The organism is Eubacterium sulci ATCC 35585 (genome assembly GCA_001189495.1).
GTDB lineage: Bacteria > Bacillota > Clostridia > Peptostreptococcales > Anaerovoracaceae > Eubacterium_B > Eubacterium_B sulci.
Map to the genome: position 1 here is coordinate 61768 of CP012068.1, position 16556 is coordinate 78323.

12 protein-coding genes and 1 pseudogene are annotated in these 16556 nt (G+C 38.4%); 2 read left to right on the top strand and 11 right to left on the bottom strand.

What is annotated here, in order from left to right; genetic code table 11:
* Window positions 1-610: 610 nt before the first annotated feature.
* A complete protein-coding gene (locus ADJ67_00290; GenBank protein ID AKT46306.1) occupies window positions 611-1435 on the top strand; it encodes a hypothetical protein in 825 nt (274 codons plus the stop codon).
* A gap of 112 nt (window positions 1436-1547) precedes the next feature.
* Here the strand turns inward: ADJ67_00290 and ADJ67_00295 are convergent, their stop codons facing one another.
* From ADJ67_00295 to ADJ67_00345, 11 genes and pseudogenes are all read right to left on the bottom strand, one after another.
* Window positions 1548-2285 carry a hypothetical protein gene (locus ADJ67_00295; GenBank protein AKT46307.1) on the bottom strand — a complete coding sequence of 246 codons (738 nt, stop codon included), beginning with the start codon at window positions 2283-2285 and terminating at the stop codon, window positions 1548-1550.
* Window positions 2282-2938: a hypothetical protein gene (locus tag ADJ67_00300; protein AKT46308.1), complete on the bottom strand. Its 657-nt coding sequence runs from the start codon at window positions 2936-2938 to the stop codon at window positions 2282-2284. The genes ADJ67_00295 and ADJ67_00300 overlap by 4 nt, the downstream gene beginning before the upstream one ends.
* Before the next feature lie 14 nt (window positions 2939-2952).
* On the bottom strand, window positions 2953-4407 hold the full coding sequence (locus tag ADJ67_00305) for a hypothetical protein (protein AKT46309.1): 1455 nt from the start codon (window positions 4405-4407) through the stop codon (window positions 2953-2955).
* Between the two features lie 2 nt (window positions 4408-4409).
* Window positions 4410-4997: a hypothetical protein gene (locus tag ADJ67_00310; GenBank protein AKT46310.1), complete on the bottom strand. Its 588-nt coding sequence runs from the start codon at window positions 4995-4997 to the stop codon at window positions 4410-4412.
* A 364-nt stretch (window positions 4998-5361) separates the two neighbouring features.
* Complete coding sequence (locus ADJ67_00315; GenBank protein AKT46311.1) at window positions 5362-7002, bottom strand: amidohydrolase; 1641 nt, start codon at window positions 7000-7002, stop codon at window positions 5362-5364.
* Window positions 6995-8392 (bottom strand): amino acid permease, encoded by a 1398-nt coding sequence (locus ADJ67_00320; protein ID AKT46312.1) that lies wholly within the window; start codon window positions 8390-8392, stop codon window positions 6995-6997. The genes ADJ67_00315 and ADJ67_00320 overlap by 8 nt, the downstream gene beginning before the upstream one ends.
* 221 nt (window positions 8393-8613) lie before the next feature.
* A complete protein-coding gene (locus tag ADJ67_00325; protein ID AKT46313.1) occupies window positions 8614-9432 on the bottom strand; it encodes a hypothetical protein in 819 nt (272 codons plus the stop codon).
* 79 nt (window positions 9433-9511) lie between these two features.
* Window positions 9512-10165 (bottom strand): annotated as a pseudogene (locus ADJ67_00330) (hypothetical protein).
* Window positions 10166-10351: 186 nt separating this feature from the next.
* Window positions 10352-11131, bottom strand: coding sequence for a hypothetical protein (locus ADJ67_00335; GenBank protein ID AKT46314.1), 780 nt, complete (start codon window positions 11129-11131; stop codon window positions 10352-10354).
* Complete coding sequence (locus ADJ67_00340) at window positions 11128-12054, bottom strand: hypothetical protein (protein ID AKT46315.1); 927 nt, start codon at window positions 12052-12054, stop codon at window positions 11128-11130. The genes ADJ67_00335 and ADJ67_00340 overlap by 4 nt, the downstream gene beginning before the upstream one ends.
* A gap of 61 nt (window positions 12055-12115) precedes the next feature.
* Window positions 12116-13606 (bottom strand): hypothetical protein, encoded by a 1491-nt coding sequence (locus tag ADJ67_00345; GenBank protein AKT46316.1) that lies wholly within the window; start codon window positions 13604-13606, stop codon window positions 12116-12118.
* A 606-nt stretch (window positions 13607-14212) separates the two neighbouring features.
* Here ADJ67_00345 and ADJ67_00350 point away from each other — a divergent pair.
* Complete coding sequence (locus ADJ67_00350) at window positions 14213-16555, top strand: restriction endonuclease subunit R (protein ID AKT46317.1); 2343 nt, start codon at window positions 14213-14215, stop codon at window positions 16553-16555.
* Window position 16556: the final 1 nt, after the last annotated feature.

Here is a 16556-nt window from a genome sequence, read left to right on the forward strand (position 1 = left end):
TGGTTCTCGTCTTTTTGATTTGATGGAAATTATATATATTATTAAATTTAGGCTTGATTCTCCCCCACGAAGAGTTATTATATAATTAAGAATAATTAAATACGGTTCTTGGATGTGATTTTATGTATGCGAGGTACTTGTCATGAACACGGAAAAAATCGTAAAATACATGTTTTATTCACTGTCAGCGGTGATATTCAGCATACTGATATTAACATACTCTACAATCAAGCAATATATTGCATGTTTATGGATTGGGGATATTCTGGAATTCATATATAAGCATTGTTTCGTTTATATGTCAATACTTTATATGTTCATCTTATCAATGCATTTTATGTATCGCTACCGAAAATATAAAACTATGGAAAATATAAATACCTATATTTCTGCAAGGAAAACCTTGGTTATAACTTCTCTAATTGCGCTGGATTTAAATGTATTTACATTCGCATTCGTTGTATATGCCATGTATCACCCTGAACTCTCGCTTCCGATACCTTTTGACCCTGACATTTTGTTCATATCGTGTTTTATCTCTATAATAGCCTGGGGCATTTCTTTAGTCATGGTTATATGCAGTTATTTTATAGTAAGGAGGAAATAGGTCATGAGAAACAAAGCAAAGATATTCTCTATAGCTTTAGTCCTTGTAATTGCAGCTATCTTAATCTTTGTCTTTTATAGCAAGCCTTCGAAGGCCAAAGTCGCAAACAATTTTCGCGAAGACTACCTCAAGATTTCTATGAAGGCAATTCAAACAAATCCTGAGCTTGTCACTGTCAGTAAGAAGGATAAAAATGGCGAATTTAAGGATATAACCGCTAAATTCTATATCGATTACATAACGGATATTCAGGAAGGTAAGTTTAACAAGGCTCTAAAACTACTTTCCGATGAGGATAATTATGATATCTACTTTGAAAGTGGGCACACTGACCTGAAGCCTCTTTTGGTAGAATTTCGCGATGGCTATGAAGAGGCGGGAATCGGGAGAATCTTTCAATATATCCGCGAGGCAAAGGAACAAAATCTAAAGCCGGTAAAGCTTAGTGAAGAGGAGGAAGCAATAAAAAATTTTGCTCATGTTGTTTTTAACTTTAACTACAAGGACAGATACACAAAGTACATAGATAATAAAGACAAATACTATGAGCAATTTAAAGATGTTGCAACGAAAAACTGCATAGAGATGATGAAGCTTGAGCATTTTCCTTATGAGATTGAGGAAATATACGGTGCAGATAAAAAATCCAGTGTATTCATCAAAGTTAAGCCAGGCCCAGGTGGTGACTACATCGCTATAAGCTACCAGTTGCGAGACGGTACGGTTTATAAAATGACTCAAATCTTCGAAGCAAAGTGTAAAAAGGTTAATGGTAAGATGCTTGTAGACGAATTCCACGAGCTTAGTACGGTTTGGAATGAGCTATAAAGCAAGAAACACGAAAAGGAGAGCAAACACTCTCCTTTTTGAGTACTATAAATTATTAGTTGCCGATGCATTCTTATGTCACTATACGCTAATATTGAATAATAATGTGTCATTAGGCTTGGGAAAGCACGAACAAGTAATCTGGTACATGCTTACATCTAGCCAGTGATTTATTCAATTCTATTACTTCATCTGAAACTGTAGGCTCTTTTACTTGCACTATGTGGAATCCTGCTTTTACAAGAGCATTTATTATATCGCTAAATGTTCTATGATACTTTACAACATTTTCGACAAGCCAATATACATTTCTTTTTCCAGACTCTGGGTAATCCTCAACTACCATGCCCTTTACTACATTATCTATATCTGTTTGCCATGTAACGCCTTTTTTGGTAGCAGTAAAAATTGGATGCTCCTGGGAGAATAAGAAGATTCCATCCTTATTTAAAATTTTCTTTACATCTTTACATAGCTTTTCGAAGTCTTTTACGTAATGAACTGCAAGAGAGCTTACAACAACATCAAAAGTTTCGTTTAGTTCATCAAGCTTTCCCATATCCAAAATACCAAACTCGATATTACTAAACTGTGAGCATTCTGATTTTGCAACATCTAGCATCTTAGATGAAATATCTATTCCCTTAACATAGCTTGCTCCCATTTCTGAGTAAATTTTACACCACTCTCCATAACCACATCCTAGGTCTAATACTTTTTTCCCTTTCAGATCTGGAAGAAGCGAAAGTAATTCTGGCTTTTCTTCTAGGTTATTTGCGCTATTGCTTTTATTTCTAAGCTCTTTGTATAGGTTAAAAAATTTTTCGTTATCGTATAGATTCTGACTCATATCTGTTCCTCTTCTGCTAACCTTGCATTTTCAATGTAAGCTTTAACTTTTTCATATGATTTGTATCCATCAATTTCGACACCGGAATTTGCATCAATTCCATACGGTCTAACCTTTTTTACGGCATCATATGAATTTTTGTCCGTTATCCCTCCTGCAAGAATAACTGGCACTGATGATTTTTCAACGATTTCTCTACTTACATTCCAATCATGTGTAAGTCCCGTACCTCCGAGTCTTTCTTTTGTTCTCGAATCAAGTAGCAGGGCATCGCAACATCCTTCAAATAATTTTACCATATTCAAAGCTTCATCTCTATCTAGCACATGAATTGCTTTCAGTATCTTACAGTAATAAAGCTTTTCTCTAACATACTTTACATCTTCAGGTGGTATATAATCATGAATTTGCACAGTGTCTACATGTAGATACTTAGCTAGCTCAACTATTTCATCCTTATCTGTAAGGTGTGTTACTAAAACTGTTGATACAAAAGGTGGCAGCTTTTCGATTATATCACGGGCGTCCTCTTTACTGATTTTATCTTCTGCTAAGTGTGTAATCCCTACAAGAAATCCTACTGCATCTGCCCCTGCATTTATAGCTGTCATAGCATCTTGTAAATTTCTTATTCCGCAAACTTTAGTTCTCATAAGCGCCTCCATTCTTACAGCATCAGTTGATAGAATGCCAAAACAAATCCAGTAATAATACCATAAACCCATCCGATAGAATTTATCCAGCTTTCCATATCTTTATTAAACCGATTCTTAACATATACTACCCATGGAAGTCCAAGTACGAATGACATTAATATTAAATATGCGCCAGCAACTGCATTTGTAACTTTTTCTGGTGATTCCGAAAGCAAACTTGATATCCAGTTAATCCCATATGCTATCAATAGAAACATCTGCATACTAAAGACTAAACAGAACACAAGTCCCATTGCGTTATTAAATGCAAAGGTTACATTCCTAACTGAAAACGAGAAGTTTGCCTCATTCTTCTTTAAATCCCACCATTCGACAATAATTGCAAGAAAATGATTCGACTTAACTGTATCAAGTTCTTTACGAACCATATTTATAGTTACAATCGCATTGGTAGTTGACCATGTATAATTATCCGCATCAGCCGAACATCTCCATCCTCCAAAGTTATTATCTTGTAGACCAGCAAGATAATTAAAACCAAAGATGACTGACTCGTCATCAAATGTTGTGATTCCATTAACTAGTATTCCTCTTAACGCCCACGTGGTGCTGAAATGTCTAAATGTATATCTTCTTCCATCTCTAATTCCCACCTCTAAGAATAAGTCCCAGCTACCATCTTGCTTTTGTGTATTTGACAAATATTTATATGCTCTCTTTATCACTCCAGTTTCAATGTTTTCTGGGCAATGATGAAGTGCAATCATCGCATATCCAGTACATGAAGGATTCGATTCTGTTTGGAATAGCAGGTCGGCATAAGTTAGATTTACTTTTTCTTGGTAAAGGTAATCGGCATCTCTTCTACGGATATTTCCCCATCCTCCGTCAGCATGCTGGCTTTCTATGAGCCAATCTACTGATTTTCTAATGGTGTCTTTGATCTTTGATTTCCTATCTGCGTCACCTTCGTATTTACAATATTCTAAGCTTAATGCCCATACAGCTAATGCTGTCCTTATAGTTCCTGACTTTTCCTCTGAATTGTCAGGATATCCCCCATCCTCATTTTGATTGTTCAAGAACCAGTCAACGCATTCATCTATTGCAGTAGCTATTACGCCACTTCCTATTTTAGAGCATAGCATCTCGCAGGATTTTACTTTTTCTAATGCTAATAGTGCCCAGCTCCAGTCTATAGATAGAATTGCATTTTGTGATGGCCTTACTAACCATTTTTTAATGGATTCAATTATAGCTTCTTTTTCGTTTTCCTTTAGAAAATCAATTAGATCTACTGAGGCACAAATCACTTCAGAGGTATTTTGTATATTAGGAGCAATAAGTGGTACCCAAGCCCAGCCACATTCGTCTTGATCTCTAATACTAATTAACCAGTCCAACGCTTTACGTATTTCTGGATCAAAAAAGGCATTTTCTCCCTTATTCATCTTTATCTTTTTCACGTTTACCCTCTCACCTTATATAAATCAACGCAATGTTTATCTGTAAGCAACTTATCTGGAGTAAATTTGATTGCAAAATATACTATTATTACAGAAACCAATACATCAATTGCTTTAATAATAGCCACCGAAATGATAGTAGCAATTAAATGCGGGCAGCTATAACCCTGCGCAAGTGCATAAAGCTTTTCGCCCCAATAGTCTGCTGGAATTCCACCATCTAGCAAAAGAGAAAAGATTGATGCAGTTGGTACACTCACCAAAAAAATCAAAATACACATTGCTGTCCAGTAACGAAAATTTCTTTGTGGGTGTTTTTTAGAATAGTTTCCCACTACTAGTGCCACTAAATAGCTAACAAAATAGTACGACATGGAATTGTATCCGTAAAGAAAGCCTGAAAATACAACATTATTAACTAACCCAGTGCAAAAACCAAATGAGCTTCCCATTATTATAGATATATAAATGGTTCCTACTGTATCAAGCCACATAGGTAGCTTGAAAAAATAAACTAGTATAGATAGCATCGCATTCATCGAGCAAGCTATTAAAATCATATATATTGCACGTTTTCTACTTGTAAACACCCTTTTCTCCCTTGAATAATTTACGATAAGACCGTTTATATTTCGTCACTACATTGTCACTACATGCATTGAATTCTCAATTTGTATAACGATTTTATCAACACTTTTTGTCCTAGAGACCTAATTATTCGCTCAACCTGACGACTAGATAATTTAAGTTTATCTGCAATTTTTACTGCACTCAGTCTTGGATTATTATCCAGAAGATTCAAGATTCCCTCTTCCGTTTCTCCGACATTTTCTCCGACATTTCTCCGACATCTACTGCATTCATTAGAATTAATTTGTTATAAATAGGATAATCTACAAATCCTCAATCACTTTAAATAGTATAACACAAAAGGAGAGCAATGCTCTCCTTTTTCTATCGCTTAAATACGATTTGACCTCCAACCATTGTCATGACTGGAAGAATATCCTTAATTTCATCAGGATTTACCGTGAAGATGTCCTTATCTAAAAGTACCATATCAGCTAGGTATCCTGGCTTTATGCGACCTTTGATGTCTTCCATAAATTCGCCGTAGGCACTCTCTATGGTGTAGGCATCTATTGCCGTTTCTACATCAACGCACTCTGCTGGGTAGAATCCGCCCTCTGGCTTACCCTGTCTATCCTTTCTGGTCACAGCCATATAGATATTAGGGAATGGATTGCAGTCCTCAACTGGGCAGTCTGTACCGTAGGACACGTGTGCACCCTTCTTTGCCAGACTACCGAAAGCATATGAGCTTGAAGCTAGCTCTCGCCCAACTAGATCATCTACGATTTTCATATCGTAATCTAGGAAGATTGGCTGTGCAAAGACGAGAATGTTCAGCTTTGCGATTCTGTCAACTAGTTCTTTGCTCGTAACCTGACAGTGAATTAGGGCATGTCTCAGCTTGTTTTCACCGTCTACAAAGGCTTTCTCGTAGCTGTCGATTGTACGCTTTACGGCCTCATCTCCGATTACGTGAGTAACCACCTGAAGCCCGTGCTCCTTTGCAATTTGGCAATATTCATCCATATCCTCAACACTTATCCACTCAAGTCCGTGGTCATCTGGATTTCCAACATAGCCGTTAGTCATCAAAGCGGTTCTGGCACCTAGGCTTCCATCCTTAAATAACTTAAGTGGTCCAAGTGTGAGCCACGAATCCTTAGGATAATCACCCTTAGCATACTCTCCATTCTCAAGGTACTCCCTGAAGTCCTCAAGTCTATTGAAGCAAACCTGATGCCTATATCTGATCAAAGCCTCTCCCTTATCGTATATATCGTGGAAGAGCTTAAATGCTGCAGGTCCATCCATAAAGGTCGTGCCCACATCATTACTCTGAACGCTTGTAAGCCCATGAGCAACCGCATATTCCATGGTCTCAATCAGGATTTTGCGTCTCTCCTCTAGCGAAAAGTCCGGAATAAGACGCTTTGCAATATTACAGCCGTTTCCTGTGAATATTCCGTTTGGCTTTCCGTCCTCACCTACAAGGTAGTCACCGTCCTTGAATAGCTCATTGTTCGCCTCAATATCGAGCATTTCTAAAAGCTTTGAGTTTGTTGAAATTATGTGACCGCAAACTCTCTCAAGAACTATAGGATATTCCGTGCTGATTTTGTCGAGATCGCTTCTATCTGGAATCCTGTCACCATCTGTGAAGTTATCCTGATTCCAACCAATAGCGTGAAGGCCCTCTTTGACATGATTTGGATGAGTGCTTGCAAACTCCCTGCATATCTCAACCATCTCATCTATCGAAGTAACGCCTTCTATCATCGCCTGGTTTTGCGTCTCGCCAAACTGCATGAAGTGCAGGTGTGAATCGTTTAGTCCGGGTATCAAAGTTCTTCCTTCACAGTCAATCAGCTCTGCCAGGCCGCAAGTTTCGTCGCTCTTTGATGCTTCTGCTTTGATTTCCTCGTTAGATCCAACCGCTACAATTTTGTCATTCTCAATCAAAACGGCCTCTGCAAAGTTTCCTCTTTCAACATAAACCTTTGCATTGAATAAAATTTTACGCATTCTGCTTCACTTCTTTCTTAAGCTTCTGGTCAAATATAAAGTAAACAACTGCACCGATTGCTGGAACTACAAGTCCTAAAGCTCCATTAACCGGGTCCTCCATAACTCCCTGGACGAGAAGTCCGATGAATACCAAAGTAACAATAATTACTGAAACAGGGTAGAACCAAACCTTGTAAGGACGCTCGATATTAGGATACTTGTGTCTCAAAATAGGTAGTGCAATAATAACCATAACGTTAAATACCATTCCACTGATTACAACTAGATTTGTTAGCTGATCTAGATTTCTCAATAAAACTAAGGCAACTGAGAGAAGGCACTGAACGATGATTGGCACTGTTGGGACCTTATGCTTAGGATGTAGCTTCTTGAAGCTCTTGAAGAAATGTCCCTCTTCAGCCATCGCATAGTACATTCTTGGCTGAGCTAGAGTCATTCCGTTAAGCGTTCCAAACATAGCTAGAATCATACCGATAGAAACTATAACTCCACCTGCATTGCCTAGAAGAGTCTTAGCAACTGCTGTACCTAGATAAAGATCTTCCTTTGCAATCATGTCTACGATTGTCTCGTGAGGTAAAACCTTCATGATTGCGAAATTAAACAGCGTGTATAGGAGCGTAACTCCACCGATTCCGATGATTATTGCTAGTGGCATATTCTTCCTAGGATTTTTGATTTCCTCAGCAACCGTATTTAGGTTTGTCCATCCCTCATATGCCCAAAGTGCTGCAACAATTGCTATTGCCATCATTGAAACAACATGAGTATTGTTTTCAGCTGCGTATGTTGCTGCTGAACCTAGTGATAGGTCAGGGCTTACTTTGCCTACAAAAAGCGCTACACCCATTACAATTGCAATAGGTACAAGCTTGGCTACCATAGAAAGGCTCTGAACCACCGAAGCAATCTTTACCCCGATTAGGTTATAGATGGTTGTTCCTATAATCAAAACGATGGCTGCTGCTTTGATACCAAAGTCACTTATATCAAAGAACGACTTAGCAACGTTCATCAAAGCGATTGAAACGGCAGCGATAGAACCTGGTCCACCAATTAGCCAGTCTGTAAAGCCTGCCATAAAACCTACAACCGGGTGGAATGCCTCATTTAAGTAGATAACTCTACCACCAGCCTTAGGCATCGCTGTTCCAAGTTCTGCATAGCAAAGACCTGCGACAAGTGAAATAACACCTGCAAGTAGCCAGCAAATTAGCGCTAGGCCACTATTCATTCCCGTCCTCTGAAGAACGTATGACCCTAGATAGAATATTCCAGAGCCGATCATGATTCCGCCAATGATACTGATTCCACCAAATACGCCAATCTCTCTTTTGAATTCGGTTTTCTCAGATGTCAGCGAAGATAATTTCTTATCATCATGCATAAAAATTCCTCCTTAATCTACATACTTATAAAATTAAAAGTGCCTTAGATAACCAAAGCACTTCAAACTACTTTTCGTGAGTATAACCCATTTTTTGTGGCATGTCAAACAATAGTTAAGCTCGAAAATTAAGAGTTTTTTATTCAATAAGCAGTATTAATTAAGATTTTTAATTATATTTATGCATTGCGCCATTTAATTTTGTATTTCCTTGGTTTGACCTAAACCGATATAACCCTGCTCGCTCTTATAAGCTCCTTTATTACCTCGTTTTCGCTTTCCCAAAGCCTTCTGGTTTCGTCGTAAAACTCTAGCTTGCCCTCGCTCAAAACCATGGTTTTTTCGGCCATCATGCCTATTGCGTTCAAATCGTGCGATATGAAGATAAGCGTCATGCCGTTCTTATCGACCATTTTCTTTAAAGTCTTCATAACCTCAAGCTGAACTGGAATATCTAGCGCTGATATTATCTCATCAGCAATCAGTACCTTAGGCTCTGTTAGCATCGCTCTGCAAATAGCCATTCTCTGTAGCTGTCCTCCCGATAGCTGCTCTGGATAGCGCTTCAGCAAATCAGGATCAAGCTCACACTGAAGGAGAAGCTTTTCAATTTTTTCTTTAACTGTTTCTTTGATAGGCTTCAACGAACATGACTTATCAGTCGACTCCTTTGCACTTTTCCTAAATTCCTTCTCATGCCTTAAAGCGACTTCATTAAGTGACTTTTCAAGAGTCTGCCTTGGATTAAAGGCTGCCTTTGAGTTTTGAAAAACCATCTGTATGGGAAACCTTGCTGTATCTCTTCTTCCTTTTTTGATTAAGGGCAGTGCTTCTTCTCTAAAAAGCACCTCTCCGCTATCAGCCTCCATGATTCCTACTAAAATCTTGGACAAGGTTGATTTTCCGCTTCCTGATGCACCTGCTATACCCAGTGTTTCACCCTCGTTTAGGCTAAAGCTAATATTGCCTAGAACCTTGTGCTGGTCAAAGCTCTTATCTATGTTTCTTGCTTCGATTATCTTCTTATCTTGCTTACTCATTGCCTTTATATTCTCCTCGCGATACGAGTTCCTTTGACGCCTCAAGCAGCCTTAAACCTTCATCGCTTTTAGGCGATGTAAAGAAGTTTTCAACGCTTTCAAGCTCTACAAGCTCACCCTTGCTCACTATAGCTATATTGTCGCACAGCTTCTTAATCATGCCAGGACTGTGGCTTACATAGATCATCGTTAGGTCATGATTTTCAGCTAGTGTCTGCAAGATTTCCAAGGTGTTCAGCTGATTTATTACATCAAGGGCAGACGAAGGCTCATCAGCTATCAAAAGCTTAGGATTCTTCACCATTGCCATTACAAAAACTGCTCTCTGCCTCATTCCCCCAGAAAACTCCGCAGGCAAAAGGTTGAGCTTTGATCTGTCACTTCCTAGACCAAGCTTTTCTAGCCATTCTATGGCAAGCTCCTCGCACTCACTACCTTTGATGCCCCTAGTAAACTCTATTTCCCTGCAAATTTGATCCAATACGCCAACGTAGGGGTTCAGTGCGTTTATTGAATCCTGCGGGATGTAGCTTATGTACTTCTTGAGAACCTCCCTGCGTTCGGCTTCGTTGAGCTTGTTTAGGTCGTATTCACCCAAGACCTTGCACTCACCGACTATTTCCCAATTTTCTCTAGGAAGGCTTCCTAGGATTCCCTTTATCAAAAGGCTTTTGCCGCCTCCCGAACTTCCCGTAATACCAAGCCTATTGCCGCGGTATAGATCAAAGCTCACATTTGAGAGTTTGTAGTCCTTGCTCAGCTCTTCATCCTTTGCTGACCTTCCAAAGCCTTTGCTCTTCGACTTATTTCTATGTATTATTCCAAAATTTTTCAGAGAAAGTATCTTTTCATCCATCAAAACTTAATCATCCTTTTCTAGTCACCTAGCTTTGTCCCAAAATCGCTATTATCCTTGTTATTAGCTATATTTTTTGTCCTTCCAATCATCGAACATGTAATACATAAACAGAGATAATGACAAAATTCCTAAAGTCGGCCAAAGTATCAAAATAGGCTTTTCAACTATATAAAATCTGTACTGATAAAGCATGCTGCCCCAGTCTGGAGTCGTTATATCAGAGCCAAGACCGATAAAGGTCAGTGACGCATATGCGAGTATTATATTTCCGCCCTGGCTTGCTAGAACTGCCATTATAGGCGGCAAGTTATTCCTCAAAATATGACTAAACAGTATTTTATGCGTTGGCGTTCCTAAAAGCTTTTCAGCAATTATAAACTCCTCGTCAAGCATCTTTCTCGTCAGGTTCTCGCTTTGATAGGCGAAAGTTCCAATTCCGTAAATTCCTAGCGCCATACCTACGGCAAATGGCGAATTTCCAACCGTCATTATCACAATGAGTGCAACGATCAAAGAAGGAACTACCATGGATATATCGGCAAAAATTCTAACCAAAATCCTTATATTCCCACCAAAGTAACCGCTAATGGTGCCTATTGTGCATCCGACTACAACAGAGGTAAGACAGGCTGAAATGAGCACCGTTATCGTTCTATTAAAGCCAACGACCATGAGAGCAAAAATGTCTCTACCAAGATCGTCAGTTCCGAGGAGATGAGCACTGCTCATAGGCAGAAATTTGTGGTCAATGTTTACCATCTTAGGGTTTTGTGTTGGAAGTAGCGAGCAGATGATTACTAATGCCATCAAGATGCTTCCACCAATTATGAACTTTTTCATGATGACACCTCCCTCTTAAGAATCCTACCCATGATAAACTCAAAAACTATGTTAACTAGGAACATCCAAATGACCAAAATCATTATATAGCTTTGAACCATGGGGTAGTCTCTTCTCGATATGCTATCTATCAAAAAGGTGCTGAGTCCCGGAAGCGCCATTGCAAATTCAACTACTGTTGCTCCACCTAGTACCGATGAGAATTTTGATATAGCTATTGAAAAAAGTCCATATAGCGCTGGCCTGCTTCCATATTTAAGCAAGGCCTTCTTGCTATCGTAACCCCTTATTGTGTAGTACTGCATGAACATGCTTTCAGCCGTCTCCTTAAAATGCACCCTCACCGCTCTTGACATAGGTCCAATCATTGGAAAGGCAACAAAAATAATAGCGACAATAATGCCTGCAGGCGTTACATTTGTGAAGAACTTCATTATTTGAAGCTTTACGCCAAGGAAATATATTGTAATCAAAATCAGAAGGAACACTGGCACCGTCTGACTCATCAAAGTAAGAGCCCTAGAAATATAATTATATTTTCCCTTATCATCTAGTGATGCCTTATATCCTATCCAAAAGCTCAAAAGCATAGCGAGAAGTATTCCGCCCATTCCAAGGCCAAAGGAAAGAGGAAGTCTTGAAATTATCTCAGACTTAAGCGAGCTTTGAGTCAAATATGACTTTCCCCATTCTCCTGACAAAAAGTCCTTCATCCAGCTAAAATACTGCTGAACTAGGGGCTCATCAAAATGATATTGCTTCTCTATAACTTTGATGTTCTCCGCTGTCCTCGGAAGTCCAAGCCGAGTCAAGGTTATGTCCACTGGAGAACCTGGAGTTATTCGCACAATGGCAAATGCTACAATGCTAGTTGCGAAAAACACAAGTATCCACTTTAAAATTAACTTTACATATTTATTCATATGTTTTATGTCACCCTTTAAATAAGGGGATGTAACACAAAATGCACACCCCCTTGTTTTACTATTTAACCTTTAGAGTTGAGTTTACAATGTAGTAATCTCCATTCCAAAGCTTATAATCCTTTAGCTTGTCAGATACAGCTGCGTGCCACTTAGGATCCATTGTCATCAAAACCGGTCTGTCCTTTAGAATTTGCTCCTGTGCTTCTATTGCAAGCTTATCAATGTTCTCAGGATTTGTTTCACTACCCATCTTGTCAAGAATCTCATCTGTTGTAGCTGAGCTATATGACATGAAGTTGTTAGGTCCACCTGTTCTGAAGAACTGGTTCAAGAAGTATACTGGGCTTCCTGCTGGGGATGGATGCTGTGCATATACCAAGATATCAAAGTTCCTAGCCTTTGTAACCTTTGATATATCGTCTACAACCTCTACAGTTACCTTGATTCCAAGCTTTTCTAGCTCTGAAGCTATTGTCTGGCTAACCTTTGGAAGATCTGGCTTTGAGCTATATGTCTTAATTGAAAGTGCAAGCTCCTTGCCGTCCTTTGTTCTGTACTTTGCGCCGTCTTCAAGCTTCCATCCAGAGTTGTCTAAAAGAGCCTTTGCTTCGTTTACGTTATATGTAGGTGCTGTCTTTGCATCAAAGCTGTTATATCCTGCAAATAGTCCTGTTGGAATTGTTCCGCCATCTAGAGTCTTCTTGATAGCCTCTCTATCAATACCCTTATCGATAGCTTCTCTTACAGCCGGATCTTTAAGAATATCATTTTCTAGATTTAGGAATGTATAGTACTGATATGCAGCATCAAAGTCTATTACATTCTTCTTTTTGTCCTTTAGCTCCTTTGCGATTTCGCCTGTCAAACCGAAGGCTAGGTCAACCTCTCCTGACTCGTAAGCTAGCTTAAGAGAATTGACATCCTTGAAAGCCTTGATCTTTACAGTTGCAGGTCTCTCGCTTGCATCTGGATAGTTTTCGTTAGGCTCTAGAGTAACTTCACTCTGTGCCTTTAGCTCTTTAATCTTGAATGGGCCTGTAAATACATACTTATCGACAACCTTCTTATATACAACATTAGTCCACTCACCTAGAATTGACTTTAGGTCAGTTGTTGCTCTTTCTGTCTTCGCAGTCAAAGTGTAATCCCCTGTTGCCTCAAACTTGATTACGCCAGCTGAAGCATTTGAAAGTTTATTCTTTTCCTGAATCTCATTTAGACAATCAGCTAGCGCCTTAGCATCAACCTTGCTTCCATCGGCAAATTTTGCGTCCTTTTTCATTGTGATTACCCACTCTGTGTCGCTCTTTGCCTCTAGCTTGTCCACGAATCTTGACTCCATGCTTCCGTCTTCCTTCTGCATGAATACGTACTCAGAAATTCCGTGGCTTGTGATCGACCATGCATTTCCGCCATCAAGTGGATTATCATCTGTAATTACCCATGTCTGACCGACAGTTATAGCATTGTCGCTAGCTCCCTGTCCGCATGCAGTTACAATGAAAACCATTGCAAACATCATGAAAACAGCCAAAAACCTTTTCTTCATAAATTCCTCTCTTTCCTAGCACGCGATAGCGTGTCCATTTGCCGAATAAAAAAACCCGCTCAAAGGCAGGCGAATACTGCCCTTCCTTTATCCTCGTAAAATCCGGCGATATCGCAACGAAGCAGGTCTTCTGACTTAGGCATCTACACCCTTTACCTTCCCAGATTTATATCCAGTGGATTACAAAGAGCTAAACCATCACAGCGACGGGATCGCGTAAGAATTACACTTACTTCCCTTTTAATCATAGTAATATGAACTCGCGTTGCTTGAATTATTCTTTTTTACAAACTTGGTTTGTTATCTGTATTATATACAAAGGCGAAAGTTTAATCAATATATTTCATTATCTGTGTGAGGTGCTTGGGTATTAGGTTTGTCGATATTCAGCTTTTTGCATAAATATATCGAGATTTTCAATATATTATTTAGCAAATTCAGTGTTTATGATATAATCGCATTAATAGTTTACAAAATATTTTGTAATGTGTAGGAATCAAGATGTTCATGTAGAGATATTAACCAAAATTTATCTAGCTCTCCAATGTGATTTTGATGAAATCATGGAAATAATCCCAAAAAATAACGGAAAGGTGCGATAGTAAAATGGATCTTATATTTAAGAAAAAAGAAATGACAGAAGAAGACATCAAATTCCATTATATTAGTCCTGCTATTGTCTCTAAATGGGATAAGAATAAAATCACTATGGAGACAAAAATCACAGATGGTAAAATTAACCTTCGTGGAAATTTGATTTCTAGAGAAAGGCCTAAAAAGGCAGATTATATATTATATTTGAATTCAAATAAACCTATAGCTGTTGTGGAAGCAAAAGATAATAAACATAGTGTTTCTCATGGGTTACAACAAGCGATGACCTACGCAAAAATGCTCGATGTTCCTTTTGCCTATAGCTCCAATGGAGACGGCTTTTTTGAGCATGATTTTTTAACAGGTAAAGAACGAGAATTTTCTATGGATGAATTTCCATCAGAAAAAGAACTAATAGAAAGATTTAGGACAGAGTTCAATCAAGGCGAAGGATTAAGTTCACTAGAAGAAAAAATCATTGAACAGCCATATTTTTCAAGTCAAAACTCTTACCCTCCTAGATACTATCAAAGAGTTGCAGTAAACAGAACGGTTGAAGAAATTGCTAAAGGAAAAGATAGACTTCTTCTTGTTATGGCAACAGGTACAGGAAAGACTTATACCGCTTTCCAAATTGTTTATAGACTTTTACAAAGTGGGCTTAAAAGAAAGATTCTTTATTTAGCCGATAGAAATATCTTGGTTGATCAGTCCATTCAACAGGATTTCGCACCACTTGAAAAAGTTATCCATAAAATCAATGTAGCAAAAGATGACCCAAGTACTATAACTTCACATCAAGTATATTTTTCGCTTTATCAACAACTTGTTGGAGATGATGATGCGGAACATTTTTCAAAACTTTTTAAACCGGACTTTTTTGACCTTATCATTGTAGACGAGTGTCATAGAGGTTCTGCAAAAGAAGAATCTAGATGGAGAAAAATTCTAGAATACTTTTCTTCTGCAACCCAAATCGGTATGACAGCAACACCAAAAGAAACAAAATATGTATCAAACATCAATTATTTTGGTGACCCAATCTATACTTATTCTCTAAAAGAAGGAATTGAAGATGGCTTTTTAGCTCCATTTAAAGTTATTAATATTACCACTGATATTGGGGATGGTTGGCGTCCTATTAAGGGGCAAAAAGACAAATTCGGCAACCCTATCGAAGATAGACTTTATAACAATACAGACTATGACTACAATATCATAATAGAGGACAGAACCCATCAGGTAGCTAGTGAAATCACAAAATATTTGAAAGCAACTGACCGTATGGCAAAAACCATTGTCTTTTGTCCAACAGAAGAAGCAGCAGAAAGAATGCGAATAGCTTTAGTCAATCTCAATTCAGATATGGTTAAAGAACATCCTGATTATTGTGTTCGCATAACAGGAAGTGATGATTACGGAAAGAGCAAGCTCGACTATTTCATTTCCGTATCTGCAAAATACCCTGTTATAGCCACAACATCCAAGCTTCTATCCACAGGCGCTGACTGCAAGATGACAAAGCTAATTGTCCTTGATGAGATGATAGGCTCAATGACTGAGTTCAAACAAATTATAGGTCGTGGTACAAGACTACGTGAAAAAGAAGGTAAGACACATTTTGTTGTTATGGACTTTAGAAATGTTTCAAGGCTTTTCACTGATCCAGATTGGGATGGACCTATTGAAATAGACAGTAATTTTAATTCCGATAAAAAAACAATTTCTCCTAAACCAGGTAGCGGTGAAGATGACACCCCACCACTTGATCCTGCTATTAAACCTGTTATAGATAAAAACGGATGTAGGGTTGAAATTATCCATAAAACTGTATCCGTCTACGACACAAATGGTAAACTTTTGAGGCAGGAAAGTATTGTGGACTATACAAAAGAAAATATCAAAGGCGAGTTTGCCTCTCTAGATGCCTTTATTCGTGAATGGAGAAATGATCCTAAAAAAGATAAAATACGAAAACTTCTTCTAGAACATGGCATTGATATAGAAAAACTCAAAGCAGAACAAAATATGGCAGAGGTTGATGACTTTGACTTCATTTGTCATATTGCTTTTAACCAAAAACCTCTTACTAGAAAAGAGCGGGCAGAAAATGTCAAAGAACAAGATTTCTTTAGTAAATATAACGGAGTTGCCAAAGAAGTTTTAGAGGCATTGCTTGATAAGTATATGAACCAAGGAATCACAGAAATTACAAGCACAGAAGTACTAAGACTAGATCCTTTTATGAAACTGGGAAAACCATCTAAAATCGCAAGTTATTTTGGTGGAAAAGAAGGATATATTAACGCTGTGGCTGAACTACAAGATGCAATCTATAACTATGGAAGGGTATAAC